The following is a 26,381-nucleotide window of genomic DNA, read 5'->3' as shown; positions in this document are numbered from 1 at the left end:
CAGGCACTTATACTGAACCGCCCCTGCAGCCCAGCTGCAGGGGCGGTTCTCTTTGTGCGCGGAAAAAGTCGTGCTCGGAGAGGTGCACGCACTGCGTGAGAGGGGAGAGATAGGAGATAGTTCTGCCTGGACGGTATTTCTCCCTGTAAGCGTCGCGGACGGCCGCCCCACGGATGGCCGCTCCACGACCGTCATGAAAAGCTCGTCAGGCACTTATACTGAACCGCCCCTGTAGCCTTGCTGCAGGGGCGGTTCTCTTTGTGCGTAGGAAAAATCGTGCTCGGAGAGGTACACGCGCTGCGTGAGAAGGGCGAGATAGGAGATAGCTCTGCCTGGACGGTGTTTCTTCCTGTAAGCGTCGCGGGTGGCCGCCCCACGACCGTCATGCAAGGCTCGTCAGGCACTTGTACCAAACCGCCCCTGCAGCCCAGCTGCAGGGGCGGTCTGCGTTGGGGCATCGAGGTGGGCAGAGTACGGTAAAGCGGGAGGCGCTTCGTCGAGGTAGTGACGCACTGATATGCAGAACCGCCGGGAGAGCGGGTGTGGACAGGTGGACGCCAACCAGGAAGACAAGTTGTCCACACCCTCTGGCGGCGCGAGAGGGACCCGACTTACGGGGCAACTGTCGCTGTTACATGGCGCTGTCCCGGAAGAGCGACAGGGTCTTGGCGGACATCGGACCCGCTAGAGGCTGACGCGAAGACGCCCTGCCACACAGTGCGTGGCAGGGCGTCTTGAGTTGCCTTCACTGATCAAATGAAGGTGCTACGGATCAGTGGCAGAGCCGTGGTTCATGACCTGGCCAGCCAGAACCACCAGACGATGGCAGCGATCAGGCCAAGCCCTATCAGATTGACGAGTATGCAGATCATGCTGACTCTCCTTGTGGCATGGTGGAAGAATTTCCTGTGCTGTCCGTACGTGACCGAGCTGCCCCCGGGGGAGTGAACCCCCGCAGGCGGTTGGCGTTCGTCACGACCGTCACGGAAGACAGTGACATGGCCAGCCCGGCGATCACCGGCGACAACAGCATGCCGGTGAAGGGATAGAGAATGCCTGCCGCAATCGGAATGCCGATCAGGTTGTAGCCGAAGGCACCCACCAGGTTCTGCTTGATGTTGCGCAGCGTGGCCTGGCTGATCGCGATCGCGTCCGCGACCCCTGCCAGGGAGGGCTGCATCAGCGTGATGCCGGCCGTCTCGATGGCGACATCAGTACCTTCACCCATCGCGAAGCCGACATCGGCCAGCGCCAGCGCCGGCGCATCATTGATGCCGTCGCCGACCATTCCCACCACATGGCCTTCCTGTTGGAGGCGGGCGATCTCATCGTGCTTGTCATCCGGTGAGACGCCGGCGCGATAGTCATCGATCCCGGTCTCACGGGCCACGGCAGCGGCCGTGTGCTGATTGTCACCGGTCAGCATGATCACCTTGAGGCCAACGGCATGCAGGCGAGCGATGGCGTCGCGGCTATCGTCACGCAGCGGGTCGGCCAGCCCGAAGACGGCGATCAATGCATTGTCACGTGCCATCAGGATCACGGTGCGGGCATTGTCTTCCAGCGACGTGATCTGCTCACTCAGCGGTGCAAGGCTGATACCTGCATCCTCCAGCATGGCAGCGTTGCCCATGCGCCAGGTGCGGCCTGCATCGTCCTGAGCCTGAATGCCGCGCCCGCTGATGGTCTGGTAGTCATTGAAGGCCTTGCTGCGCGAGGCCTCGGGACGCTGTGCGTCGATATGTGCCAGCAGCGCGGTGGCCAGGGGGTGCTCGGAGCCTCGCTCCAGGGCATGGGCGGCATCCAGCACCTCCTGCTCGCTTTCCCCCGAGACCCGATGCGTTTCAGTGACTTCCGGCTTGCCGCGCGTCAGGGTACCGGTCTTGTCGACCACGAGTGCCGTCAAGCGACTGGCGGTCTGCAGGGCCTCACCGCTGCGGACCAGCACGCCATGTTCCGCTGCCTTGCCGACCCCGATCATGGTCGAGATGGGCGTCGCCAGACCCAGTGCACAGGGGCAGGCGATGACGAGAACCGCCGTCGCGACCACCAGCATATGCACGCCAGTCGGGGCGGGCCCGACGTTGAACCAGAGAAGCGCCGCGACGATGGCGATGATCATCACGCTGGGCACGAATACGCCGGAGATGGTATCGGCCAGCCGTCCGATCGGGGGGCGCGAGTTCTGCGCCTGACGCACCTGACTGATGATGCGGCCCAGGCGTGTCTCGCTGCCGATGCGCTCGACCTCGAAGACCAGACTGCCACGCGTGTTGAGCGTGCCGGCAGCCACGTCATCGCCGACACCACGTGAGACAGCCAGTGGCTCACCGCTCAACATCGATTCATCGATGTGGCTCTGTCCTTCGATCACCTTGCCATCCACCGGGATGCGCTCACCGGGGCGAATGCGCACGTGGTCACCGCTGCGTACGTCGTTGACATCGATCTCGCGCTCTTCGCCCTCGCGAATGACCCGAGCGGTACGGGTCTGCAGATCCAGCAGCGCGCGCAGTGCTTTCTGTGTACGCCCGCGGGCTCTGACCTCCAGTGCCTGACCAAGACTGATCAGGCCGATGATCATGGTCGAGGCTTCGAAGTAGAGGCCACGAGCCGCCTGAGGCACCGTCTCGGGGAAGATCAGCACGCCCATGGAATAGAGCCATGCTGCTCCGGTACCGAGTGCCACCAGCGTGTCCATGTTGGCCTGATGATGGGTGAAGGCCTTCCAGGCGCTGGTGAAGAAGCTGCGTCCTGCGGTGGCGAGCACACCCAGCACGGCGACCCCGATGGCCAGCCACACTCCACGTTCGAGACCTTCGAAGCCGGGATGATGGAAGAACATGCTGATCATCAGCGGGATACCGATGCCCAGTGACAGCGCGCTGTCACGGATGCGAGAGCGATATTCCTGGTCAGCTTCTTCCTGCTGTTGCGCGTCATTGGCGCTCGGGTCTTTCACCACGCTGGCCCCATATCCCACCCCTTCGATGGCCGCGATGATCTCGGTGGCCGCAAGCTGGCTTTTGACCTGTGCCGTGCGCGAAGCGAAGTTGACCTCGGCATGTTCCACGCCATCCAGCCCATCCAGTGTCTTCTGGATAGTGGCGACACAGCTGGCGCAGGTAATGCCGGACAGCGAGAGCTCAAGACTTCCACTATCCGTCGGGCTGGCCGGAGAGGGTTCTGCTGCCGATGGAGCCGCCGTTGCGTGATCCTCCGTGGTGTCGTCGGACTCAGTGAGATCCGCTGATGTGTCGCCCTCGGCAGGAGGTTCCAATGCATAGCCCGCCTCGACGACAAGACGCTCAAGCAAGGCTTCCGGCAGCCAGCTGGAGACCTGCAGGACGTTGTCTGCCGGCGTACCGCTGACGGTCGCGGCCGAATCCCAGTGTTGAATGGCATTGCGCAGCTTGGCGACGCATTTCTGGCAGTGCATACCGTAGACGTTGATCTCGAGGTTCGCAGGGGTGGCCGGTGCTGCCGGGGTGAGCGGATAGCCGCTGTCCTGCGCCACCTTCGCCACTCCTTCCTCACCCAGCCTCGTGTGTACCAGCAGCAGCTGGGCCTGGGGAGCGCCGACCAGTTCGGCCTGATCATCCTGTGCCAGCAAGGCCTTGCGAATCCTGGTGACACACCCCTGGCAGCTGATGCCGTCAGTGTTCATCACGCTGATCGTGGCAATGGGGTCGTGGCTCATGAGGTCCTCCCTGTGTCAGGGGTGTACGTTCCGTTCTCTTCTGAGGGGGGCGGGAATGATTGCCCCTCGATCAGGCAGCACACGCTGTTGCCATCCGGCACGCCGTCCGGCATGTCCTGCCAGCTCTCCATGGCATGCTCCATACGCTCTGCCAGGGCTTCCAGCTCGCGGATGCGCTCACGCACTCGGGGCAGATGTTCCTTGAGCAGGTCTCTCACCATGGGGCAGGGGGAGTCATGCTGGTCAGCCTGCTGCAGAATCTGCTTGATATCGGCAAGGCTGAAGCCCAACTGGCGTGCCTGGCTGATGAACTTGAGACGTACCAGCGCCTGCTCATCGAAGCGCTGGTAGTTGTTGACGGGATCGCGCCGGGCCGTGATCAGGCCCTGGCGGGTGTAATGGCGAACGGTTTCGGCGGTGACGTTTCCCTCGCGGGCCAGTTCAGCGACTTTCATTGCATCATCTCCTCGTGATCAAGAGTGGCGGAGAGAGCATTCGGCTGCCCTGAAGGTCTGTCGGCAGCCAATGTTCCGTGAATGATCCTCAGTGTAAGACCTATGTGCAGGACATAGGTCAAGCGACCCACTACATACGAAAAACCTGATGTTCGACCAATAGGCTAGAGAGGAAGGCGAGAGCCCCGCCATGTTTTAAACGCTGGCGAACAGACGCTAAATGATCGCCAGGACATGGGGTTAGCAACACGATGACAGTGCAGACATGAATGAAAGTTCCCCAAATACTAGAAATCTCCCTATTCAAACAAACGTTCGCCCTTGACTTGAACGGGCGACTCGCCCAAAACGTAGGTGTCAGGGCTATGCATCAACGAACGATAACAACAACATGCAGCTCTCCAAGCCACCTGCAATGGGACGCCATCCATAATGAAAAACAAGATGAACAAACTCACCCTCGGGGTCGCGCTGGCAGCGGCTGCCACGGCTTATGCCGGTGGCGTTCACGCGGGGGCCTTCCAGCTCAACGAGCAGAGCGTCAGCACTCAGGGGACGTCCTTCGCCGGGCGCGCCTCGAATGCCAACGATGCTTCCACCGTCTTCGGCAACCCGGCTGGCATGTCCTTCCTGGATCGCGCCCAGATCACCGGTGGGGTGACCTATCTGGACGTCAATACCGATATTGATGTCGCCAGCGCGAATGATGCACTCGGTCGGCCAGTCTCTGGCGGAGATGACGGCGACATGGTGCCGGGGGCGGCAGTGCCTTCCTTCTATTACGTGCAACCGATGAACGATCAGGTCGCGCTGGGCTTCGGGGTCTATGCGCCCTTTGGTGTGATCACCGATTATGGCTCTGATTTCCGTGGCCGTTATTTCGCCAATTACAGTGAAGTCGAGGTGGTCACCGCCCAGCCGACCATCTCCTACCGCATCAATGACAAGTGGGCCATCGGCGCCGGTGTGACCTACAACAGCATCAAGGGTGAGCTGACCTCCAACACCGCCGATGTCCTTGGTGCAGGCGATGGCAAGGTCAAGATCAAGGGCGATGATGCCGCCTGGGGCTACAACGTCGGGGTCATCTTCCAGCCGGTGGAAAGTACCCGTCTCGGTCTGTCCTATCGCTCCAAGGTCGACTACAGCCTGGAAGGTGAGGCCAAGTACAACAATGTCTTCAATGGCAGCATGACCGCGCCGGGTCTCGTGAACACTGAGCAAGATGCATCGCTGGATGTGACCTTGCCGGAAAGCATCGACTTCTCCGTGACGCACAAGCTGGATGATCGCTGGACGCTGATGGCGGGCGTGACCTGGGTGCACTGGAGCCGCTTCGACGAGATCGCGGTGGAAGTCGACAACATGAACGACATCGTCGAGGAGCAGGGCTACGAGGACAGCTGGCAGTATGCGGTCGGTCTGAGCTATCAGCTCAATCCGCAGTGGGTGCTGCGTACCGGCATGGCCTTCGATGACAGCCCGACCGTGGATGAGCATCGCAGCGCGCGTATCCCGTCCGGGGATCGCACCATCTTCTCGCTGGGGGCCGGCTGGACGCCGATGCCGGAGCTGACCATCGACATGGCCTACACCTACCTGTGGGAAGAGACGGCCACCGTCAGCCTGAGCGAGCCCAACCGTGGGACCTATGAAGCTGATTACGAGAATGAAGCGCATGGATTCGGTCTCGGCGCGACCTATCGCTTCTGAGTACGTAAGCGGCTGAAACGCTGAGCGGATCTCAGGACAACCAATACAGAAACGCCCGGTCACATGACCGGGCGTTTTTTGTTGCCCCTGCCGGAGGCCATCCGGCAGGGGCGGGACCATCGCCTCAGCGCGAGCATCGGCGGTCCGTCACCAGCGTCTGACATGACGATCAGAAGTCGTAGCGTGCCAGGAACATCAGCTGGTCCCGGTCAGCGCTGTACTCGCTGCCGTCTGACTGGCGGCTGTTGTCGAAGCGGTACTCGGTGGCCAGCGTCAGGTCCTTGACTCGCCAGGCCGCGCCCAGGATCTGATAGGCGTAGCGGGCTTCGCTGTCGGTGTCTTCCAGGTGGTTCAGGCCGCCATAGAGCTCGACGCTGTCATCGCCCCAGATGACCTCCTTGAACTTGTAATTGACCACGAATTCCGCGCCGCGCGCCTTGTCGACGAAGGCTTCCGAGGAGTCCAGGGTGCTGCCGGCGATGTGGTTGCGATATTCCCCGCCGACGAGCGCGATGTACCAGTTGCCCGGCGACCAGTGACCGCCGAGCAACCAGGCATCGACATCGCCGTTCTCGCTGTTGCCGCTCTCGTAGTCGCTCAGCTCCGTATGGTGGAAGACCCCGCCCACCGTGACGTCCTCGTTCGGATGCCAGTTGAGCGCGGCTTCATAGCTGTAGTCGCGCTCATAGCCTGAGTACTCGGTCTCGGTGGTGAAGACGCCGTCCTCGAAGAGCGAGGTCTCGTTGCTGTGCTGGCCATCATGACTGAGCTGGTAGAGCAGGCCGACGGTGAACTCTCCGAAACCCTTCTTCCAGTACAGCGAGTTGTCCGGGCGTCCCGTGCCATGCAGACCACCATCTCCGCTGCGGCCTTCGAAGGTGCCGGACGCCTCGCCACCATTGATCCAGAACCAGTCGGTGTTGACGGCCACCATGTCGTACCAGGGGCCATACTGCTTGCCGACCGTGAAGCTGCCCCATTTCTCGTGTGCCGCCCCAGCGTAGAGCATGCGCTTGTAGTGAGCATCGGTGCCATCCTTGAACCAGGGGTCGAAGCCCCATTCGGCCCGGATGATCGAGCTCCAGCCTTGCTGGAACTGATGCTCGTGGATCAGGCGAATCCGCGAGCCACCGTTGTAGATCTCATCGTGTGCGCCATCCTGGATCACGGCAAACGCCGCCAGGCGGCCACTGAACTCGACGCGGTCGGTATCCGTCTTGTAGACCTCGATGGCCTGAGCCATGGGGCTCATGCTCAGCAGTCCCGTGCCGAGCAGGGCTGCGCCAATCGCGTGACGCAGACGAGGGTGAGTGAGAAGGGGGATGCTGGCTGTTGTTGTAGGTTGCATCGTCATCCTGTGCATGTCTTTCCATCGGTGTGGGGAATGCCGGAGCATCCTGCTCCGGCCTCGGTCGGGTGCACGCACCCGGTTGGCAGCCAATGTCGATTCGCGTGACCGACTCGGCTGTCCTTGCCTGAGCCTTTTCTCAGGCAAAGCGGGGTCTTGATGGGCGCCGAAGCGCCCATCAGGCATGTCGTCGTGTTCAGGGTGTCAGTGGTGCGCCTGGCCCAGGTCCGGGGCGAAGGCAGCCTGCATCAATTCACGGGTGTAACGCTCACGGGGCGCCTCGAAGATGGCGTGGGTACTGCCGCTTTCCACCACCTCGCCTTCCTTCATCACGATGAGGTGGTCTGACAGTGCACGCACGACCGCCAGGTCATGGCTGATGAACAGGTACGTCAGGCCATGACGCGCCTGCAGGTCGCGCAGCAGGTCGATCACCGTGACCTGTACCGAGCGATCCAGCGCCGAGGTCGGCTCATCCAGCAGCAGGAATTCCGGCTTGAGCACCAGGGCGCGAGCGATGGCGATACGCTGGCGCTGGCCGCCGGAGAATTCATGCGGATAGCGATTGCGCATGCCGGGGTCGAGGCTGACCTCACAGAGTGCCTCACAGACCTGTGCGTCGCGTTGGGCGCGATTGAGCTCCGGATGATGCACGCGCAGGCCTTCGCTGATGATCTCGCCCACGGTCAGGCGCGGCGACAGGGAGCCGAAGGGGTCCTGGAAGACGACCTGCATGCGTGAGCGCAGCGGTCGCATGCCGGACTTGTCCAGCGCGGCGATGTCCACGCCATCGAAGTCGATGTTGCCCTGGCTCTTGAGCAGGCGCAGCAGGGCACGACCCAGCGTGGACTTGCCGGAACCGGACTCGCCGACGATGCCGATGGTCTGGCCGCGTCGGACCTCGAGATCGATGCCGCGCACCGCCTCGAAGGCGACCTTGGGGCCGAACAGCGGCCGCTTGATGGTGAAGCTGACGCGCACATCGCGTGCCGAGAGCAGCACCGGCGCATCCGCCGCCACCGGTGCTTTCTCGCCGGCCGGTTCGGCATCGATCAGCATGCGGGTGTAGGCGTGCTGCGGGTTGTCGAAGACCTCGTGGGTGGTGCCGGTCTCCAGCAGCTCGCCGTGGCGCATCACGCAGACACGGTCCGCGAAGTGGCGCACGATGCTCAGGTCGTGGGTGATGAACAGGATCGCCATGCCGTAGCGTTGCTGCAGCGACTTGAGCAGCCGCAGGATCTGCGCCTGCACCGTGACGTCCAGCGCGGTGGTCGGCTCATCGGCGATCAGCAGGTCCGGCTCGCAGGCCAGCGCGATGGCGATCATCACGCGCTGACGCTGACCACCGGACAGCTCATGGGGATAGCTGTCGATACGCCGCGCCGGCTCCGGGATGCCGACCTGCTCCAGCAGTTCCAGCGCCTTGTGACGAGCCGCGCGGCCCTTGAGATCACGATGCAGTGCCAGTACCTCGATGATCTGCCGTCCGATGCGATGCAGCGGGTTGAGCGAGGTCATCGGCTCCTGGAAGACGGTGGCGATGCGGTTGCCGCGCAGCTCGCGCATGCGCCGCGTCGAGGCACTCAGCAGGTCTTCGCCGCGCAGGCGGATGGCGCCCTTGATCTCGGCGAGTTCCGGCAGCAGACGCAGGATGGCGGTGGACGTGACCGACTTGCCGGAACCGGACTCGCCGACCAGCGCCAGCGTCTCGCCCTTGTTGAGGGTGAAACTGACGCCCTTGACGGCGGGTACCGCGCCGTCCGGCAGCTGGAAGTCGACCTTGAGGTCATCGACTTCCATCAGCGGCGGCGTGCCCGGCGCCTCGGCCGCCAGTCCCAGGCGAGTCAGGGTGTCGGCGCGGGCCTGGTCGGCGGCGTTGCGCGCTGGCGGCAGGCTGGAGGCGGTGCCGGAGGGTGAAGGTGAAGAGGTCATGATCAGCGCTCCGGTTCAGCGAGTCTTGGGGTCGAGGGCGTCACGCAGGCCATCGCCGAGGAAGTTGAGGCAGAACAGGGTCGCGGCGAGGAAGGCCGAGGGCACCAGCAGCATCCAGGGCGCGGTCTCCATCATGTCCTTGCCTTCGGAGATCAACACGCCCCAGGAGGTCAGCGGTTCCTGCACGCCAAGCCCGAGGAATGACAGGAAGCTCTCCAGCAGGATGACCTTGGGCACCGTCAGCGTGACGTAGACGATCACCGGGCCCAGCGCGTTCGGAATCAGGTGACGCGTCACGACCTGCAGATCACGCACGCCGAGTGCATGCGCCGCCTCGACGAATTCGCGCTTCTTGAGTGCCAGCACCTGGCCGCGCACGATCCGCGACATGTCCAGCCACTCCACCGCGCCGATGGCGGCGTAGATCAGGAAGATGTTGCGACCGAACACCACCATCAGCAGGATCACCAGGAACATGAACGGCAGCGAATACATGATGTCGACGAAGCGCATCATCAGATTGTCGGTGCGCCCGCCGAAGTAGCCGGAGACGGCGCCGTAGAGCACGCCGATCACCAGGCTGACGAAGGTGGCGACCAGCGCCACCGACAGCGAGATCTGGCCGCCATGCAGGGTACGGGTCAGCAGGTCACGGCCGTTGACGTCGGTGCCGAAGATGTGGCCGGAGGCCAGGTCCGGGCCGGTGCCGATGGCGTTCCAGTCGACCTCGTCGAGTTCGAAGGGCGTCAGCCATGGGCCGATCAGGCAGGCCAGCACGACGAGGGTCATCACCACCAGGCTGCACATGGCGGCGCGGTTCTGCTTGAGACGACGCCAGGCATCGCGGGTCAGGCTGTCGCCTGCCGGTGCCGCAGGGGGCTGGCCGTCGAAGGCACTGGCAGCGCCGGTGCCGTGGGGGGCGGGAGTTGTCTGTGACATGTCAGGGCCTCGGGTCAGTCGTCGTAGCGGATCTGCGGGTCGAGCATGCTGTAGAGCAGATCGACGATCAGGTTGAGCAGCAGGATCAAGGCGCCATAGAAGACCACCGTGCCCATCACCAGGGTGTAGTCACGATTGAGCGCACCCTGCACGAAATAGCGCCCGATGCCGGGAATGCCGAAGATCTGCTCGATTACCACGGAGCCGGTGATGATCCCGGCAATGGCCGGGCCGAGGTAGGAGACCACCGGCAGCATCGCCGGTCGCAAGGCATGGCGCAGAATCACCTTCCACTCGCTCAGCCCCTTGGCGCGGGCGGTGCGGATGTAGTGACTGCCCAGTACCTCGATCATGCTGGCGCGCATCATGCGGGCGATGTAGGCGATCTGCTGGATGGAGAGTGCCACCACCGGCAGCAGCAGGTTCTGCCAGGCGCCGCCGTTCCAGCCGCCGGCCGGCAGCCAGCCGAGCAGCACGCCGAACACCAGCGCCAGCAGCGGGGCGATCACGAAATTGGGCACCGCGATCCCCGCCAGCGCAGTACTCATCACCACGTAATCCGCCGTCGAGTTGCGCCGGATGGCCGCGATCACCCCCAGCGGCACCCCGATCAGCAGCGCGGCCAGAATCGCCCACATGCCCAGCTCCAGGCTGGCCGGGAAGCCCTGGCTGATCAGCTCGCTGACGTCGAAGTCCTTGTACTTGAAGGACGGGCCGAGATCGCCCTGTACCAGATCACCCAGATAGCGGATGTACTGCATCGGCAGCGGTTCATCCAGGTGATAGGCCGCGCGCAGGTTCTGCTCGATTTCCGGCGGCAGGCGGCGTTCGCCATCGAAGGGGCCGCCCGGGGCGACCCGCATCAGGAAGAACGACAGGGTGATCACGATCAGCAGGGTGGGAATCGCCTGCAGCAACCGTTTGAGGGTGTAGCTCAGCATCCAGTGCTCCGTTCGGGCCGCTGCCCGGGTGTGTCGTTGTTATGGGTGGCTGTCATCGGTCAGTGCGAGGAGTCGATATGCAGATAGCGACTCGGGTGAACGTCCAGCGCGTTGGGGGCCCAGCCGCTGATGGCGGGGGTCACGAGACTGGAGGTGACGTAGTCGTAGAGCGGCAGCACCACATCGTGGTCGAGCAGATACTGCTCGGCATCGTGCAGTTGTTGCCGGCGAGCATCGTCATCGCCCTCGCGGGCCGCCGCCTCGATCAGCGCATCGTAGGCCGGTGAGCTGAGTCCGGGTGCGTTGGAGGTGTTGTCGCTGCTGAAGGCGTTAAGGAAGTCGTAGGCATCGGCGATGGTCGCGATCATGCCGTAACGGCCGACCTCGAAATCGCCCAGCGCCAGATCCCGGTAATGCACCGCGGCCTCGGTATTGGTCAGCGTCACGTGCACGCCCAGCGGCTTCCACATCGCTCCGAGCGCCACGGCGATCTTCTTGTGGTCTTCCAGGGTGTTGTAGCGCAGGGTCAGCTCAAGCGGGTGGTCTGGCCCGTAGCCCGCGTCTGCCATCAGCTCGCGGGCCTTCGCCATGCGCCGGTCCATCCACCAGTCAGCGAAGTCGAAGCGCGCGCCCTGATGTTCACTCAACGCCTCGGGCACGAAATGCCAGGAGGGGATCTGGCCCATGCCGAGAATGCGCTCGGTGATCACCTCACGACGCGTGGCCAGATTCAGCGCGCGACGAATGCGCCGGTCCGCCACGGGCGAGCCCTCGCGCAGATTGAAGACATAGAAGTACTCGCCGAGGATCGGGTAGGTGTGCAGGGCCTCGGCCAGATTGTCCTGAATCCACGCGTAGTGGCTGGCGGGTACGCCATAGGCGATCTCGACTTCACCCGCACGGAAGCGATTGAGCGCGGCATGGCTCTCCTCGATGGGCAGGTAGACCACCTCGTCGAGGGTGACGTTCTGTGCGCCGTGATAGCGCGCGTTGGGTGTCAGCGTGATATGCGACTGCGGCGCCCATTCCTTGAGCACGAAGGCGCCCGAGGTGACCATGTTGGCCGGCCGCGTCCAGTCAGCGCCATTGGCCGCGATCACATGGCGTGGCAGCGGGGCGGCTTCGCTCATCGCCAGCGTCTGCGCCAGTGTTGCCGACGGATGACTGAGCGTGATGGTGAGCGTCTGCGCATCGGGCGCGGCCACGCCGAGCTGATCCGGGGGCAGCGCGCCGGTATTCACCGCGCGGGCATTGACGATCGGGTAGTAGAGGGTCGCGTTGTGGGCCGCGGTAGCCGGTGTCAGCAGGCGGCGCAGCGCAAAGACCGCATCCTCGGCGGTCAACGGCGTGCCGTCTGACCACTCAAGCCCCGCGCGCAGATGGAAGGTCCAGATCCGTCCATCGGCGGACGACTCCCAGCGCTCTGCCAGCCCGGGAATCAGCTCGCCGTCGGCGGAGTAGGCGATCAGCGGCTCGAACAGATCACGCACGATGCGTGTCTCCCAGGTGCCGCTGGTCTGTTGCGGGTCCAGCGAGCCGGGTTCGGCGCCATTAGCGATACGCAGGATCTGTTCGTCCTGGCTTGCGGGGCTTATGGAGCTTGTGGAGCTGGTGGAGCTTGTGGCTTGTGCGGCCATGGCGCTGCTGGAAGCGCTCATGGACACGGAGAGTACGGACAGCAGCAGGCCTGCGCCGAGGCTTGCCGCGCATTGCATCGGGGAAGTGGGGGACATGCGTCGACTCCTTGTCACGCCCGTGGGGCGCGACGGCATCTTCTGGTGCCATCCTTGGCAGATGCCACGAGGCCGCCCTGGTGGACAGCCGCGTGAACCCATGACATTCGAGAGAGCGGCGAGCCTGGTCAGAGGCTCAGCAGGCTCGCCTCACTCGGAGAACGAGACCCAGCGCGAGCGGTGGATATCCTCGATGTTGCCCTGCCAGCCGCTGAGCTTGGGATTCACCAGGTTGCGTGACACGTAGTAGTAGATCGGCAACACGGCGTAGTCATCCAGCGCCTTGCGCTCGGCGTCCTGCATCAGGGCCTCTCGGTCATCCATGTCGAGGGTATCGGCGGCCTGTTGCATGTCGTCATCCAGCGCCTTGTTGGAATAGGCGCCGTAATTGTTGGGCACGCCGGTTTCCAGCAGGTTGAGGAAGTTCTGGGCGTCGTTGTAATCGCCTATCCAGCCGGCGCGACCGACATCGAACTTGCCCTGGCGCATGTCCTCGTAGTGCACCGCGACCTCGGCATTCAGCAAATTGACCTTCACGCCCAGCGGCTTCCACATCGCGGCGGCGGCAATGGCCACCTTCTTGTGGTCTTCGCTGGTGTTGTAGCGCAGGGTCAGCTCCAGCGGGTTGTCCGGGCCGTAGCCGGCGTCCTCCATCAGAGACCTGGCCTTCTGCATGCGTTCATCCATCGACATGTCCTTGAAGGGCATCTCCTGGATGTCGTAGTGGTTCACGCCGGTGGGCACGAAGCTGTAGGCCGGCACTTCGCCGGTGCCGAGAATCTTGTCGGTGATGATGTTGCGGCGGATGGAGAGGTTGAGCGCCTCGCGCACCCGCGGGTCTGCCGTGGCATGGCCGTCACGTGAATTGAGCACGTAGTAGTAGATGCCCAGGTAGGGCGCGACGTGGGTGGCGTCCGGCAGGTTATCCTTCAGCCAGCCGTATTGCTGGGTGGGGAATTCGCGTGCGATGTCGATCTCGCCGGCGCGGAAGCGCTTCAGGGCGCTGTTGCGCTCCTCGATGGGGTAGTAGATCACCTCATCCAGCGCGACCTCCTTGGCATCGTGGAATTCAGGATTCTTGAGCGCGACGATGCGGGTCTGCGGCTGCCACTCGCTCAGCTCGAAGGCGCCGTTGGAGACCATCTTGCCGGGGTCGGTCCAGTCCTTGCCGTACTTCTCCACCACATGTTTCGGCAGCGGGTAGGCGGTGTAATGCGAGAGCTGGTCCAGGAAGTAGGGCGTCGGGCGCTCGAGGGTGATCTCGAGAGTGTGGTCATCCACGGCTCGCACGCCGAGGGTATCCGGCTCGGCCTCGCCGCTGTTGATGGCCTTGGCATTCTTGATCGGATACAGGATGTAGGCGTAATCCGAGGCATTCTCGGGTGTCATGATGCGCTTGAGCGCGTGCACGAAGTCCTCGGCGGTCACCGGCTCACCGTCGGACCACTTGCCGTCCTGGCGCAGCGTGAAGGTATAGGTCTTGCCGTCATCGGAAATCTGCCATGACTCGGCCGCGCCGGGGATGCGCTCGCCATCGGCGGCTTCGGTGACCAGCCCCTCGAAGAGATCGCCCACCACGTCATTTTCCCAGGTGCCGGAGATCTGCTGTGGGTCCAGCGAGGCCGGTTCCCCCATGATCGCCAGCTTGAGGGTGTCGGCCATGATGCCCGGGGAAGCGGCGATGCTCCCGGCCAGCAGCAGGGAGCTTGCCAGTCGCTTGAGCGCGAAGCGCTTGGGGAGGGCCGGCGCATGAGACGAGGAGTGCAGTAGTGCCATGGTAGGGAGGCTCGCTATTGTTGTTAGGGGGAATACGAGTGATGCCTTCTACCATCGAGTCTTTTCCTGCCTGCTGTCCATGTTAAAAAATGGATAGCTCATGCATGCATTCGATGATCGCCATGCAAGGCACGGAAAATCGGGCGTTCCGGGGCTGACAGCCGTTTGAATGACTTTGGTCGCAGTCGCATGGAAGGCAGGCAGCTGCCGGCTGGCGGGCAGCGTGACGGATACCCGAGAGCGTCCTTCGGCCACCTGGCCACGGATGATGGGGCGGGCATGGTCGCCACGCCGGGAAATGGCTACAATATCGGGCTTCGCGCGCTGTCGATCTGCGCAGGTGTCCAGTGGACAACGTCTCGCAGGCTGTCCCCTTCGACAGGGCTGTCGCGCCCCATTCACGCATCATCGCCTCAAGACAGGACGACCATGCAAGAGATCAATCCGATCACCAACCTCATCAAGGACCTGTCCGAAAGGGCAGAAGTCCTGAGGGGGTATCTTTGACTATGCCGAAAAGCAGGATCGGCTAGAGGAAGTCACTCGCGAACTCGAGAATCCGGATGTCTGGAATGACCCGGAATACGCGCAGAAACTCGGCAAGGAGCGTGCGTCGCTGGAGCTGGTCGTCAAGACCCTCGACGACATGAGCAACGGCCTGTCCGACTGCGCTGACCTGCTGGAGATGGCGGTCGAGGAAGAGGATGAAGGCACCGTGGACGAAGTCGTCCGCGAGCTGGATCAGCTCAAGGCCAGTCTCGAGAAGCTCGAGTTCCGCCGGATGTTCTCCGGTGACATGGATGCCAACAACGCCTACCTCGACATCCAGGCCGGCTCCGGTGGTACCGAAGCTCAGGACTGGGGCAACATGCTGCTGCGCATGTACCTGCGCTGGGCCGAGCATCACGGCTTCAAGACCGAGATCGTCGAGGCGAGTGCCGGTGAAGTCGCGGGCATCAAGTCCGCCACCATTCACATCGAGGGCGACTATGCCTTCGGTTGGCTGCGCACCGAGCTGGGTGTGCACCGTCTGGTGCGCAAGAGTCCCTTCGACTCCGGCGGCCGTCGTCACACCTCGTTCGCGTCCGTGTTCGTGTCGCCGGAAATCGATGACAACATCGAGATCGACATCAATCCGGCCGATCTGCGCACCGATACCTATCGCTCCTCCGGTGCCGGTGGTCAGCACGTCAACACCACCGACTCCGCGGTACGTATCACCCACATCCCGACAGGGATCGTGGCGGCCTGCCAGACCGAGCGCAGCCAGCACTCCAACCGTGACCGCGCCATGAAGATGCTGAAGGCGCGTATCTACGAAGCCGAGATGCAGAAGCGCAACGCCGCCAAGCAGGAACTCGAGGACTCCAAGTCCGACATCGGTTGGGGCAGCCAGATCCGCTCCTACGTCCTCGATGACCAGCGCATCAAGGACCTGCGGACCGGTGTCCAGTCGAGCAACTGTGACAAGGTGCTCGACGGCGATCTCGATGACTTCATCGTCGCCAGCCTCAAGATGGGGCTCTGATCGCGAGGAGACTCGCGAACCAGCGCCCATTCGCCTCCGCCGGTATCGCCGGCGGAGGCCACGAATTCCCGAATCGCGATCAGTCCTGATGCGCTATCCCCAGGCTGATCTTGATCTGTCGTGGCTTTGGCCATGACCCTTTGATACGAGACAGGCCCCTCCATGTCGACAGAGCAGACCCCCGCCATTGATGAGCAGCAGGCCGCCGAACAGGCTCAGGAAGAGAATCGCCTGATCGCCGAACGTCGCGCCAAGCTGAGTGCCCGCCGTGAGCAGGCCGCCGCCGAAGGCAAGAGCGCCTTCCCGAATGACTTCCGTCGTGACAGCCTCGCTGCTGACCTGCAGGCGGAGCTGGGCGAGAAGGACAAGGCCGAGCTGGAGACGCTGGACCGCAAGGCCGCCGTCGCCGGGCGCATCATGCGCAAGCGTGGCCCCTTCATCGTGCTGCAGGAAGTCTCCGGCCAGATTCAGCTCTATGTCGACAAGAAGGGCCTGCCGGAAGCGCTGCTCGAGGACATCAAGGGCTGGGACATCGGCGACATCGTCGGTGCCAGTGGCCCAGTGCACAAGTCCGGCAAGGGCGATCTGTACGTCATGATCGAAAGCGCCCAGCTGATGACCAAGAACCTGCGTCCGCTGCCGGACAAGTTCCACGGTCTGTCCGACCAGGAAATGCGCTATCGCCAGCGCTATGTCGATCTGATCATGAACGAGCAGTCACGTCGCACCTTCGCGCTGCGTGCCGGCATCGTCGCCTCCATCCGTCGTTTCCTCAGCGACCGCGGCTTCATGGAAGTCGAGACGCCGATGCTGCAGCAGATTCCGGGTGGTGCGACCGCGCGTCCGTTCATCACGCACCACAATGCGCTGGACATGGAAATGTACCTGCGTATCGCCCCGGAGCTGTACCTGAAGCGTCTGGTGGTGGGTGGCTTCGAGCGCGTGTTCGAGATCAACCGCAACTTCCGCAACGAAGGGCTGTCGACGCGTCACAATCCCGAGTTCACCATGCTCGAGTTCTACTGGGCCTATGCGGACTACCGTGACCTGATCGCGCTGACCGAAGACATGATCCGCACCGCAGCCCAGGAAGTGCTCGGCACTACGCAGATCACCTGTCAGGGCAGCGAGTACGACCTGAGCCAGCCGTTCATCCAGATGACCATGCGCGAGTCGATCATCAAGTACGGCGACGGCATCACCGAAGCCGACCTGGCCGATTACGACGCCGCGCGTGCCACGGCGGAGCGTCTCGGTATCCAGGTCAAGCCGATCTGGGGGCTGGGCAAGCTCGAGACCGAGATCTTCGAAGCCGTCGCCGAGCACCGTCTCGACCAGCCGACCTTCATCACCGAGTACCCGGCCGAAGTCAGCCCGCTGGCGCGTCGCAACGATGCCAACCCGCACGTGACCGATCGCTTCGAGTTCTTCGTCGGTGGCCGCGAGATCGCCAATGGCTTCTCGGAGCTCAACGACGCCGAAGATCAGGCCGAGCGCTTCCAGGCTCAGGTGGCCGAGAAGGATGCCGGGGATGACGAAGCCATGTTCTACGACGCCGACTACGTGCGCGCGCTGGAATACGGCATGCCGCCGACGGCGGGTGAAGGCATCGGCATCGACCGTCTGGTGATGCTGCTGACCGACAGCGCCTCCATCCGCGATGTGCTGCTGTTCCCGGCGATGCGTCCGCAGCAGGGCTGATCGCGCTGCTCGCCTCCCGTGGTGAGTCATCGTGACGAACCACGCTGATGGCACTTGCGACGCCTCCGATCCTCGATCGGGGGCGTCGTGGTCTCTGCAGGGCGACATTGGCTGACGACGAGCGGTGGCCGAGGCGCAATCGTCACGGATGAGGCGAGGCGGTGCTTGGCTTTGTTGCCTGCGAGCGGCCATAATGGTCGGCGTCCTGTCAGTCAGCCGTTTCATGGTGCTGAAGCTGATGACAGTATCGTCGAGGTCTACCGTGCGAGAGCGTGTGCCGGCTGTGTCGAGCCACCCACGATGGCGGTGTCCTGCCTTGGGAATTGTCCCCTGAATGTCCTGGAGAGTGCAGAATGAAGCTGCTTAACCGTTCCGCCCTGAGCGTCAAGCCGACCCAGGCGTTTGTCGACTGGATCAACTCGCTGGAATCCGAAGGTGAGGGAGGTGAGGATCTGGCGCTGGAGGATGTCAATCAGGAGAGTACCGTCTACCTGATTCCCGAGATGGACACTCGCGAAGCGCTGGATGGCTTCGTGTCCGAGCGCTGGCTGGACGTGCTGGAAAGCGAGCTGCGCGCCTGGGAGGAAGACACCCGCCATTGGCCGGAGCCGATGGACAAGGCGCTGTTCGAGCGCTTCCTGACCGTCGAGCACAGCTACCTGGCCGTTGACCTGGATGACGAGGCGCCGCTGGAAGTCTGCGAAGTGGACGACGAGCTGCTGGCGGATCTCGATTGAGTCCGTCGCGCGCCGTCTGTTGACGTGACGGCGCTGTCAGTCAGCGCGACAGGCGTTACAATGGCCTCGGGCAATGTGCTCGGGGCCATTTGCGTTCTGTGGCGGCTTTCCCCGTGGCGGCTTTCCCCGTGGTGTCTGTCACCCGGTATCTGCCACGCGGTACCTGTCACGTGGAGCGCCCTTTTCCCGACATGTCGTTTCATTTCACCTGCCGTCCATCCGCTCGGCGGCTGCCCCATTCAAGGAGATCGCGCATGAGCGTCCAGGCCCGGATAGAAAGCAAGCTAGCGACGCTCGACCCGCTGATGGTCGAGGTCGTCAACGAGAGCCACATGCATAGCGTGCCGGCCAATTCCGAGACGCACTTCAAGGTCACGCTGGTCAGCGAGCGCTTTGACGGCCTGATGCCGGTCAAGCGTCACCAGCTGTTGTACGCCCTGCTGGATGAAGAGCTCGCCGGCCCCGTCCACGCGCTGGCGTTGCATCTGTATACCCCGCAGCAATGGACGGCGCGCGGCGGTGAGATTCCCGAATCCCCCAACTGCCTGGGCGGTGGCAAGCACTGACCATGACCTCTGAACCGCAACGCCTGCAATACCTGGACGCCATGGGCCTGACCGCCTGGGTCGGTCGCTATCAGCTGCCCAATGCGCTGCCCACCGAGGCCTGTGAATGGCCAGAACCGGTGGTGGCTGAGCCGGTGGCACCTCAGGCACGTCTGCATGCGCTGATTGAAGAGGCGCCGCAACCGACGGTGAGCTCGCCGCAGGCGGAGCCGGCTCCTGCGCGAGCACCGGGACCATCGCCTGCCGCCAGTGCGCGCGCCCTTCTGGGCATGGCGCCGGCCGAGGCCTCCGTGGCCACGGCCGTGCAGACCCGCGAGGCGACGGGGGGCGAGTCAAGCAGCACGGCCTCCTGGGGGACGCCACCTGCTCAGGCGACGACAGAGACAGTGGTCGAGGCGCAGGTCACTCCTCCGGCCGACCAGCCGCCGCTGCGATTCAGCGTACAGCTGGCAGCACTCGACGGACGCTGGTTGGTCATGTTGCCCGGTGATGAGGCGCCGCATCTGGAAGGCGAGGCGTTGCTGAAGGCATTGTGGCGGGCGGCAGGCATCACGCCGACGACAGACCTGACGTTCAGTCACTTCCGCTGGCCATTGCTCGCGAACCTCAAGGCCAGTGCACCGCTGGATGAGGCACGGGAGGGATTGCGGGCCTTCCTGAATGGCCCCGCACGCCGTGATTGGCAGCCCGAGCGGGTCCTGATCTTCGGCAATCGCGAAGACTGCGCGACCCTGCGTGAGGTGCTGGGCATCACCTCCTCCTCGGGAGACGCCGAAACCTCAAGCCTGCTGGACATTCCCGTCTGGCAGGGGCCCGAGCTTGCCACGCTGGCGCGCTCCAGTGATGCCAAGCGCCAGCTGTGGCCGCTGCTGATTCGCTGGGGAAAGGCGTGGTCTCGCGGGATGACGGAAGGCACGTCGTCATGAGCGGGGCTGACGGCGAGACGGGCGCGGTGCGCAAGCTGGTGCTGGACGATGCGACGCTGGCGGCATTGCAGGCCATCGAGAGCACCCAGGCGCATGGGCTCTCCAGATGCCAGCTGACGGATGTGCTCAGCGATGCCTCACGCTGCATTCTTGGCTGGCATGCGCCAGCCACGCCTGAGCGGCTGGCGGGATTCGTGGTACTGGCGCGCGGCCCTTTCGAGGCCGAGATCGAGGCGATCACCGTGCATGCTGACCTGCGCGGTCAGGGCATCGGGCGGGCCCTGTTGCAGGCAGCGATCGAGCGCGCCAGACAATGGCATCATGCCACGGGGCTGGAGCGCCTGTTGCTGGAGGTGCGAGCAGGCAATGACGCGGCGCGTGCGCTCTATGCGCATGCCGGGTTCCATGTGGATGGCGTGCGGCGCGGCTACTACCCGGCCTTGCCTCCTGCGCCCTCGGGAACTCGCGAAGATGCGCTGCTGATGTCGCTGCCACTGGAGTGAGGTGCCGACCGGACATCTCTTCAGAGGCTGGCCTTCTGGGGCACATCGCAAGCGACTGCTGACAGAGACGACAACGCCGCCGACAGGAGACTGTCGGCGGCGTTGTCGTGCTGCAAGGCCAGAGTGATCAGGCGCTCTGGGTCTCGCTCTCGTTCTCGCTGAAGCGGGCGATCAGGCCTTCCAGACGGCTCGCCCACTGGTCGCGCTCTTCCTGCAGGCGCGCATTGGCCTGACGCAGCTGCTCCAGTTCCTCGCCCTGGCCTTGCTTGGCGTCGCTCAGACGCTGGTTTTCTTCCTTCAGCTCATCGACTTCCATCTTCAGCATCTCGATGGAGTCGATCGCCTGGCCGACTTTCTGCTCAAGCTGGGTAAAGAGTTCAGTGCTCATGCTATCTCCTTGTCGGGCCCCAAGGGCTCGAGGGTGTTCGTTGAGGGCGGTAAAAGTATGCGGTGAATGCTGGTGCGATGAAGATCGGCCACCCCGGCAGTCCCTGCCGGAACGGCGCAGCGATACCCGCCTGCAGGCAGACTACGATGCTGCCTTTATCGACACAAGCGCGAAAGGTGCTCAGGCCGGTTGCTGGCGTCGATAGAGGCGTCCGTGACTGTCGCCGGCGCGACTCTCGCGATGCAGCTGCCAGTTGGCGGGGACCTGAGGCGTCAGCTCCGCCTCGACTTCCAGATAGATCATGGCGCCATCCTTCAACCAGCCCCGCGACTCGAGCAGCTCGCAGCTCTCGGCGGCGAGTCCGAGCCGGAAGGGCGGGTCGAGCAGGACCAGATCCACGCCCTCCTCGGGCGGGGTGCCGCTCTGTAGCCAGTGGATCACGTCGGCGGTGATGACCGTCGCCGGCAGCGGGCCTTCATTGCTCAGGGTCGTGATGTTGTCGGCCAGCGCCCGAGCGACACGGCTCTCGCGTTCCACGAAGGTGACCTGGGCTGCCTCCCGTGACAGCGCCTCGAGTCCCAGTGCGCCGCTGCCGGCGAACAGATCCAGTACTCTGGCGCCACCGACATGAAAGCCGAGCCAGTTGTAGAGTGTCTCGCGAACGCGGTCTGGCGTCGGCCGCAGGCCGGGCGCCTCGATCACGGTCAGCAGGCGGCGCTTGAAACGTCCGCCGATGATTCGCAGACGCCCCGCTGGCCCTGCCTTGCCAGAGCGCGAGGGGGCTGAGGATTTGCCCCGTGCGGGGCCTTTGTGAGGTGCGCGTTTTTTCATGCCGCGAGTCTAGCATGTGCGACGCCGGATGCCGCGTGGTGCGTACCTTAAGGCCTGAAGGGATGGTAGGATGACGCCACTTTCACGAGTTCAGGACTGTCTCGCCATGTTCGGTTTTTTCAAGCGCAAGAAACACAAGGCTCAGGAGCAGCAAGCCTCCGAGCAGCAGGCCCTCGAGCAACAGGCTCTTGAACAGACACAAGATGCCACGCCCCACGAGCAGGACTCAGGCAAGCAGGACACTGCCGAGCAGGCAGCCCGGCTAGAGGCCGAAAAGGCGGAAGCCGAGCGCCTGGCCGCCGAGGAAGCTGCCCGTGTCGAGGCTGAAAAGGTTGCAGCTGAAAAAGCGGCAGCTGAGAAAGCCGAAGCCGAGCGTCTCGCCGCCGAGGAAGCCGCCCGTGTCGAGGCTGAGAAGGCGGCAGCTGAGAAGGCCGAAGCCGAGCGCCTGGCCGCCGAGGAAGCCGCCCGTGTCGAGGCTGAAAAGGCGGCAGCTGAGAAGGCCGAAGCCGAGCGTCTCGCCGCCGAGGAAGCCGCCCGAGCTGAAGCTGAGAAGGCTGAAGCTGAGAAGGCCGAAGCTGAGCGCCTCGCCGCCCGCGAAGAAGAAGAGCGCCTGGCTGCCGCGCAGCTGGCCGCCATCGAGGCCGAAGAACAGGCCGCGCTGGAGCAGGCTCGCCTGGAAGAAGAGGCCCGTGCTGCCGAAGTCGCCGTGGCGGAGGCTGATGCCACGGTAGACGATGAGGATGCCCGCGATACGGCGCGCGATGGACGTGAGAAGCCGCGTCGTGGCTTCTTCGCGCGCATCAAGGCAGGTCTAGGCAAGACGCGCGCCAACCTGACCGAGGGTGTCGCCAGTCTGTTCCTCGGCAAGAAGCAGATCGACGATGAGCTGATGGAAGACCTCGAGACCCAGCTGCTGATGGCAGATGTGGGCATCGAGGCCACCACCGAGATCATCGACAACCTGACCGCGCGTATCTCGCGCAAGGAATTGAAGGAGCCGCAGGCGCTCTATGAAGCGCTGCAGGAAGAGCTGCGCGTGATGCTGGCGCCGGTCGCGAAGGATCTCGAGCTGCCGGCCAAGGGCGATGGCCCCTTCGTGATCCTGGTGATCGGGGTCAACGGGGTCGGCAAGACCACCACCATCGGCAAGCTGGCCAAGCGCTACCAGAGCCAGGGCCGCAGCGTGATGCTGGCGGCGGGCGATACCTTCCGTGCCGCAGCGGTGGAACAGCTCAAGGTTTGGGGCGAGCGCAACAAGGTGCCGGTCATCGCGCAGCACACCGGTGCTGACAGCGCCTCGGTCATCTATGACGCCCTGGAAGCCGCCAAGGCGCGTAACGTCGATATCCTGATCGCCGATACCGCGGGCCGTCTGCACAACAAGAGCCATCTGATGGAAGAGCTCAAGAAGGTGCAGCGCGTGATGGCCAAGCTGGACGTCGCCGCGCCCCACGAAGTGATGCTGGTGCTGGATGCCGGGACCGGCCAGAACGCGCTGTCACAGGCCTCCACCTTCCATGAAGCGGTCAACATCACCGGCCTGACGCTGACCAAGCTGGATGGTACCGCCAAGGGTGGCATCATCTTCGCGCTGGCCAAGCAGCTCAATCTGCCGATTCGCTACATCGGTGTCGGGGAGGGAGTGGATGATCTGCGGCCCTTCGCGGCGGACGATTTCGTCAACGCCCTGTTCGCGCGTGCCGGAGAGGAAGAGGATGCACGTCCGGCGGATGGCGCGGAGACACGCGAGGCATGATTGCCTTCGAGCATGTGGGCAAGCGCTATGGAGGGCGCTTCGATGCACTCGCCGGGCTCGATTTTCGCATCGAGCGTGGCGAGATGGCGTTCCTGACCGGGCATTCCGGGGCAGGGAAGAGCTCATTGCTCAAGCTGATCATGCTCCTCGAGCGTCCCTCGCGTGGCCGTATCCTGGTGGCCGGGCACGATATCGGACGCCTGCATGCCTCGCAGGTGCCTTACTACCGCCGCCAGATCGGCGTGGTCTTTCAGGACCATCAGCTGCTGAGCGATCGCAACATCTTCCACAACGTGGCGCTGCCCCTGATGATCCAGGGGGTCACGCCGCGCGAGCAGGCGCGTCGCGTGCGTGCCGCTCTCGACAAGGTGGGCCTGCTGCATCGCGAGAAGGCGCTGCCCATCGAACTCTCCGGGGGAGAGCAGCAGCGCGTGGGCATCGCGCGTGCGGTGGTCAACAAGCCAGCCTTGCTGCTGGCGGATGAGCCGACCGGCAACCTGGACCCGAAACTCTCGACCGATATCATGCGTCTGTTCGAGGACTTCAATCGCATCGGTACCACGGTGATGATCGCCAGTCATGATCTGGCGCTGATCGCGCGTCTGCACCATCGCACGCTGGAGCTTTCCGACGGTCGCCTGATTGCCGACAAGGAGGCCCGATGAGCCCTCCCCGCACTCACCACGAGTCCTCGTCCGACAAGCGCCAGGCGGGAAGAGGTCGTGCCGGCAAGGCCGCCTCGGACGCTGTCGAATCCACGGAGTCTGTCGAGCGTCAGGCGCGCAAGGGCGCGCGCTCCAGCCGGGTTTCCGTCGAGAGTCGCTATCGCAGCTGGCTGCGTCATCATGGCGCCATGGCGCGTGACAGCGCACGCCGTCTGCTGGTCACTCCGGTCGCCAGCCTGCTGACCATGCTGGCGATCGCCATCGCGCTGACACTGCCTGCCGCGCTGTGGCTGGCGCTGGACAGCGCGCGCCTGCTGGACAATGAGCTCAATGACAGCGCTCAGCTCACCCTCTATCTCGAGACGTCGGTCGACGAGAGCCAGGCACTGACGCTGTCGGACTCGCTGCGCGGCGCCCCGGGCGTCGGAGGCGTACGTTTGATCACTGCCGCCGAGGGCATGCAGGAATTCGCCCAGGCACTCGATCTCAAGCGCTCACTGAGCCTGCTGGACGACAACCCCTTGCCGGCCAGCATCGTCATCACGCCGCTGGATACCTCGCCGGAATCCGTCCGCGATCTCGCCGCACGCCTCGAGGGCGAGCCGGGCGTCGAGAGTGCACGGCTGGATCTGGCGTGGCTGGAGCGTCTGCGTCAATTGAGTGAGCTGGGTCAGAAAGTGACGCTGGGACTTGCGCTACTCTTCGGACTGGGGGTGCTGCTGGTGGTAGGCAATACCATCCGGCTGTCGGTGGAGAGCCGCCGGCAGGAGATCGAGGTCGTGACCCTGATCGGTGCGACCCACGCCTTCGTGCGGCGTCCCTTCCTTTATAGCGGTGCCTGGTATGGCCTGGGCGGCGGGTTGCTGGCGTGTGGCATTCTGGCGCTTGGCGGTAACTGGTTGGCGGCACCCGTGACGGCTCTTGTACAAAGTTATGGCGGCAACTATGTGTTGCCCGCACTGGGCATCACAGGGGGTACCACGCTGCTGTTTTCGAGTACAATACTGGGTTGGTTGGGGGCCTGGATCGCGGTCGGACGTCATCTGGCGAGTATTTCTCCGCGCTGATGCCGATCTTTTTTCGCGGTTTTCCGCCAGTGTTCCCCTCCAGAAAGGTCATCAGTTACGCTCCGGAAACAATTGCGCCGGGCGTCAGTGAAGGGGCTGGTGGGTGGTTAAACGTACCGCACACCCGCTGGTGTTACGAAGCGCTACTCGTCATGACAATTGTACACGTCATGTACAGCTATTGACGGGAACCTGTCGCAACCTTCACAGTCTCACTACTTGCATGCGTGTTAGGCAACCATGGAGACATCTGCATTATGAGCACCAGTCTTCAGCCACTTGGCCACCTGTCACCGGGTCAAGATCTAAACGGCTATATCCAGTCGGTGAACCGTATCGCTGTGCTTACTGCTGAAGAAGAGCATGAGCTTGCCCTGCGGTTGCATGAAGAGAATCATCTGGAGTCGGCCCGTCGACTCGTCATGTCGCACCTGCGCTTCGTGGTACATATCGCGCGCAGCTACAGCGGCTATGGCTTGCAGCAGGCGGACCTGATCCAGGAAGGCAATGTCGGCCTGATGAAAGCGGTCAAGCGCTTTGACCCCCATCAGGGCGTTCGCCTCGTGTCCTTTGCCGTGCATTGGATCAAGGCCGAGATTCACGAGTTCGTGCTGCGCAACTGGCGCATCGTGAAAGTCGCGACCACCAAGGCCCAGCGCAAGCTGTTCTTCAACCTTCGCGGTGCCAAGAAGCGTCTGGCATGGCTGAACAATGAAGAAGTGGACGCCATCGCAGGCGACCTGGACGTCAAGCCATCGGTGGTACGCGAGATGGAAAGTCGTCTCTCGGCTCACGATGCCGGCTTCGATGCGGGTCCCAGTGATGACGAGAGCTCCGCTTACCAGGCGCCGGTCAATTATCTCGAGGACCACAGTCTCGATCCGGCGGCTCAGGTCGAGCAGCAGGATCTGGAAGATGACTCCCACGGGCGTCTGCTCAAGGCACTGGCAGCACTGGATGAGCGTTCGCGCGATATCCTCCAGCAGCGCTGGTTGAGCGACAACAAGGCGACGTTGCACGAGCTGGCAGACATCTACAGTGTCTCGGCAGAACGTATCCGTCAGCTGGAAAAGAACGCCATGAAGAAGCTGCGTGAATCGATGGGTGACATGAGCGAAGGGTTCGCTGCCTGACACTCCCTCGCTGACTTCCCGCAGTAGATGAAGCCCCGCCGGT

General features: G+C 63.5%; 21 protein-coding genes. 11 read left to right on the top strand and 10 right to left on the bottom strand.

Features of this window, described 5'->3' with window-relative positions; translation table 11 throughout:
• Window positions 1–868: 868 nt before the first annotated feature.
• Both QD172_RS13735 and QD172_RS13730 read right to left on the bottom strand, forming a co-directional pair.
• On the bottom strand, window positions 869–3,700 hold the full coding sequence (locus tag QD172_RS13735; RefSeq protein WP_347882034.1) for a heavy metal translocating P-type ATPase: 2,832 nt from the start codon (window positions 3,698–3,700) through the stop codon (window positions 869–871).
• The gene (locus QD172_RS13730) at window positions 3,697–4,155 is read right to left on the bottom strand and encodes a MerR family DNA-binding protein (protein WP_077377703.1); all 459 of its coding nucleotides are present in this window, start codon (window positions 4,153–4,155) and stop codon (window positions 3,697–3,699) included. Before QD172_RS13730 ends, QD172_RS13735 begins: the two co-directional genes overlap by 4 nt.
• 444 nt (window positions 4,156–4,599) lie before the next feature.
• Here QD172_RS13730 and QD172_RS13725 point away from each other — a divergent pair, with 444 nt between their 5' ends.
• On the top strand, window positions 4,600–5,868 hold the full coding sequence (locus QD172_RS13725; RefSeq protein ID WP_254696571.1) for an outer membrane protein transport protein: 1,269 nt from the start codon (window positions 4,600–4,602) through the stop codon (window positions 5,866–5,868).
• Window positions 5,869–6,037: 169 nt separating this feature from the next.
• Here QD172_RS13725 and QD172_RS13720 read toward each other — a convergent pair whose 3' ends face one another.
• From QD172_RS13720 to QD172_RS13695, 6 genes are all read right to left on the bottom strand, one after another.
• Entirely contained in the window at window positions 6,038–7,120 is a 1,083-nt protein-coding gene (locus QD172_RS13720; protein ID WP_169477284.1) for a porin, read from the bottom strand.
• 300 nt (window positions 7,121–7,420) lie between these two features.
• On the bottom strand, window positions 7,421–9,016 hold the full coding sequence (locus QD172_RS13715; RefSeq protein ID WP_191237856.1) for an ABC transporter ATP-binding protein: 1,596 nt from the start codon (window positions 9,014–9,016) through the stop codon (window positions 7,421–7,423).
• A gap of 147 nt (window positions 9,017–9,163) precedes the next feature.
• A complete protein-coding gene (locus QD172_RS13710; protein WP_084207794.1) occupies window positions 9,164–10,087 on the bottom strand; it encodes an ABC transporter permease subunit in 924 nt (307 codons plus the stop codon).
• Between the two features lie 14 nt (window positions 10,088–10,101).
• A complete protein-coding gene (gene oppB, locus QD172_RS13705; RefSeq protein ID WP_077377715.1) occupies window positions 10,102–11,028 on the bottom strand; it encodes an oligopeptide ABC transporter permease OppB in 927 nt (308 codons plus the stop codon).
• A gap of 59 nt (window positions 11,029–11,087) precedes the next feature.
• Window positions 11,088–12,761: a peptide ABC transporter substrate-binding protein gene (locus QD172_RS13700; RefSeq protein ID WP_279856008.1), complete on the bottom strand. Its 1,674-nt coding sequence runs from the start codon at window positions 12,759–12,761 to the stop codon at window positions 11,088–11,090.
• Window positions 12,762–12,911: 150 nt separating this feature from the next.
• Window positions 12,912–14,537, bottom strand: a complete 1,626-nt coding sequence (locus tag QD172_RS13695) for a peptide ABC transporter substrate-binding protein (RefSeq protein WP_279856007.1) — start codon at window positions 14,535–14,537, stop codon at window positions 12,912–12,914.
• Between the two features lie 429 nt (window positions 14,538–14,966).
• Between QD172_RS13695 and prfB the strand changes: the two genes are divergently transcribed.
• From prfB to QD172_RS13665, 6 genes are all read left to right on the top strand, one after another.
• Window positions 14,967–16,065, top strand: a protein-coding gene (gene prfB / locus QD172_RS13690) for a peptide chain release factor 2 (protein WP_103751451.1) whose coding sequence is annotated in 2 segments (ribosomal slippage) — window positions 14,967–15,041 and window positions 15,043–16,065 — 1,098 coding nt in all. Because the reading frame shifts where the segments join, the coding sequence is not laid out codon by codon here.
• A 162-nt stretch (window positions 16,066–16,227) separates the two neighbouring features.
• Complete coding sequence (gene lysS, locus QD172_RS13685) at window positions 16,228–17,766, top strand: lysine--tRNA ligase (protein ID WP_176494232.1); 1,539 nt, start codon at window positions 16,228–16,230, stop codon at window positions 17,764–17,766.
• Between the two features lie 353 nt (window positions 17,767–18,119).
• The gene (locus QD172_RS13680; RefSeq protein ID WP_084207797.1) at window positions 18,120–18,503 is read left to right on the top strand and encodes a hypothetical protein; all 384 of its coding nucleotides are present in this window, start codon (window positions 18,120–18,122) and stop codon (window positions 18,501–18,503) included.
• A 254-nt stretch (window positions 18,504–18,757) separates the two neighbouring features.
• On the top strand, window positions 18,758–19,069 hold the full coding sequence (locus QD172_RS13675; RefSeq protein WP_077377728.1) for a BolA/IbaG family iron-sulfur metabolism protein: 312 nt from the start codon (window positions 18,758–18,760) through the stop codon (window positions 19,067–19,069).
• Window positions 19,070–19,071: 2 nt separating this feature from the next.
• Window positions 19,072–19,995: a hypothetical protein gene (locus tag QD172_RS13670; RefSeq protein ID WP_279856006.1), complete on the top strand. Its 924-nt coding sequence runs from the start codon at window positions 19,072–19,074 to the stop codon at window positions 19,993–19,995.
• Window positions 19,992–20,498 (top strand): GNAT family N-acetyltransferase, encoded by a 507-nt coding sequence (locus QD172_RS13665; RefSeq protein WP_279856005.1) that lies wholly within the window; start codon window positions 19,992–19,994, stop codon window positions 20,496–20,498. Before QD172_RS13670 ends, QD172_RS13665 begins: the two co-directional genes overlap by 4 nt.
• Window positions 20,499–20,625: 127 nt before the next feature.
• Here the strand turns inward: QD172_RS13665 and QD172_RS13660 are convergent, their stop codons facing one another.
• The gene (locus tag QD172_RS13660; RefSeq protein ID WP_077377738.1) at window positions 20,626–20,886 is read right to left on the bottom strand and encodes a cell division protein ZapB; all 261 of its coding nucleotides are present in this window, start codon (window positions 20,884–20,886) and stop codon (window positions 20,626–20,628) included.
• A 180-nt stretch (window positions 20,887–21,066) separates the two neighbouring features.
• The gene (rsmD, locus tag QD172_RS13655; RefSeq protein WP_136939625.1) at window positions 21,067–21,717 is read right to left on the bottom strand and encodes a 16S rRNA (guanine(966)-N(2))-methyltransferase RsmD; all 651 of its coding nucleotides are present in this window, start codon (window positions 21,715–21,717) and stop codon (window positions 21,067–21,069) included.
• Window positions 21,718–21,823: 106 nt separating this feature from the next.
• Here rsmD and ftsY point away from each other — a divergent pair, with 106 nt between their 5' ends.
• The 4 genes from ftsY to rpoH all read left to right on the top strand — a co-directional run bounded on the left by ftsY (window position 21,824) and on the right by rpoH (window position 26,338).
• Window positions 21,824–23,473: a signal recognition particle-docking protein FtsY gene (gene ftsY, locus QD172_RS13650; RefSeq protein WP_279856004.1), complete on the top strand. Its 1,650-nt coding sequence runs from the start codon at window positions 21,824–21,826 to the stop codon at window positions 23,471–23,473.
• Window positions 23,470–24,138: a cell division ATP-binding protein FtsE gene (ftsE, locus tag QD172_RS13645; protein WP_077377747.1), complete on the top strand. Its 669-nt coding sequence runs from the start codon at window positions 23,470–23,472 to the stop codon at window positions 24,136–24,138. Before ftsY ends, ftsE begins: the two co-directional genes overlap by 4 nt.
• A complete protein-coding gene (gene ftsX / locus QD172_RS13640; RefSeq protein ID WP_279856003.1) occupies window positions 24,135–25,205 on the top strand; it encodes a permease-like cell division protein FtsX in 1,071 nt (356 codons plus the stop codon). The genes ftsE and ftsX overlap by 4 nt, the downstream gene beginning before the upstream one ends.
• Before the next feature lie 257 nt (window positions 25,206–25,462).
• Entirely contained in the window at window positions 25,463–26,338 is an 876-nt protein-coding gene (rpoH, locus tag QD172_RS13635; RefSeq protein WP_084207803.1) for an RNA polymerase sigma factor RpoH, read from the top strand.
• Window positions 26,339–26,381: the final 43 nt, after the last annotated feature.

It is taken from the genome of Cobetia sp. 10Alg 146 (genome assembly GCF_029846385.1).
Lineage (GTDB): Bacteria > Pseudomonadota > Gammaproteobacteria > Pseudomonadales > Halomonadaceae > Cobetia > Cobetia marina.
Note: the sequence above shows the minus strand (reverse complement) of the source record. Positions and strands in the feature narration are given on the sequence as shown.

Coding starts and splice junctions, on each gene's coding strand:
- QD172_RS13735 (WP_347882034.1), bottom strand. CDS start 3,700: ATGAGCCACGACCCCATTGCCACGATCAGCGTGATGAACACTGACGGC.
- QD172_RS13730 (WP_077377703.1), bottom strand. CDS start 4,155: ATGAAAGTCGCTGAACTGGCCCGCGAGGGAAACGTCACCGCCGAAACC.
- QD172_RS13725 (WP_254696571.1), top strand. CDS start 4,600: ATGAACAAACTCACCCTCGGGGTCGCGCTGGCAGCGGCTGCCACGGCT.
- QD172_RS13720 (WP_169477284.1), bottom strand. CDS start 7,120: ATGAGCCCCATGGCTCAGGCCATCGAGGTCTACAAGACGGATACCGAC.
- QD172_RS13715 (WP_191237856.1), bottom strand. CDS start 9,016: ATGGAAGTCGATGACCTCAAGGTCGACTTCCAGCTGCCGGACGGCGCG.
- QD172_RS13710 (WP_084207794.1), bottom strand. CDS start 10,087: ATGTCACAGACAACTCCCGCCCCCCACGGCACCGGCGCTGCCAGTGCC.
- oppB (WP_077377715.1), bottom strand. CDS start 11,028: ATGCTGAGCTACACCCTCAAACGGTTGCTGCAGGCGATTCCCACCCTG.
- QD172_RS13700 (WP_279856008.1), bottom strand. CDS start 12,761: ATGTCCCCCACTTCCCCGATGCAATGCGCGGCAAGCCTCGGCGCAGGC.
- QD172_RS13695 (WP_279856007.1), bottom strand. CDS start 14,537: ATGGCACTACTGCACTCCTCGTCTCATGCGCCGGCCCTCCCCAAGCGC.
- lysS (WP_176494232.1), top strand. CDS start 16,228: ATGTCGACAGAGCAGACCCCCGCCATTGATGAGCAGCAGGCCGCCGAA.
- QD172_RS13680 (WP_084207797.1), top strand. CDS start 18,120: ATGAAGCTGCTTAACCGTTCCGCCCTGAGCGTCAAGCCGACCCAGGCG.
- QD172_RS13675 (WP_077377728.1), top strand. CDS start 18,758: ATGAGCGTCCAGGCCCGGATAGAAAGCAAGCTAGCGACGCTCGACCCG.
- QD172_RS13670 (WP_279856006.1), top strand. CDS start 19,072: ATGACCTCTGAACCGCAACGCCTGCAATACCTGGACGCCATGGGCCTG.
- QD172_RS13665 (WP_279856005.1), top strand. CDS start 19,992: ATGAGCGGGGCTGACGGCGAGACGGGCGCGGTGCGCAAGCTGGTGCTG.
- QD172_RS13660 (WP_077377738.1), bottom strand. CDS start 20,886: ATGAGCACTGAACTCTTTACCCAGCTTGAGCAGAAAGTCGGCCAGGCG.
- rsmD (WP_136939625.1), bottom strand. CDS start 21,717: ATGAAAAAACGCGCACCTCACAAAGGCCCCGCACGGGGCAAATCCTCA.
- ftsY (WP_279856004.1), top strand. CDS start 21,824: ATGTTCGGTTTTTTCAAGCGCAAGAAACACAAGGCTCAGGAGCAGCAA.
- ftsE (WP_077377747.1), top strand. CDS start 23,470: ATGATTGCCTTCGAGCATGTGGGCAAGCGCTATGGAGGGCGCTTCGAT.
- ftsX (WP_279856003.1), top strand. CDS start 24,135: ATGAGCCCTCCCCGCACTCACCACGAGTCCTCGTCCGACAAGCGCCAG.
- rpoH (WP_084207803.1), top strand. CDS start 25,463: ATGAGCACCAGTCTTCAGCCACTTGGCCACCTGTCACCGGGTCAAGAT.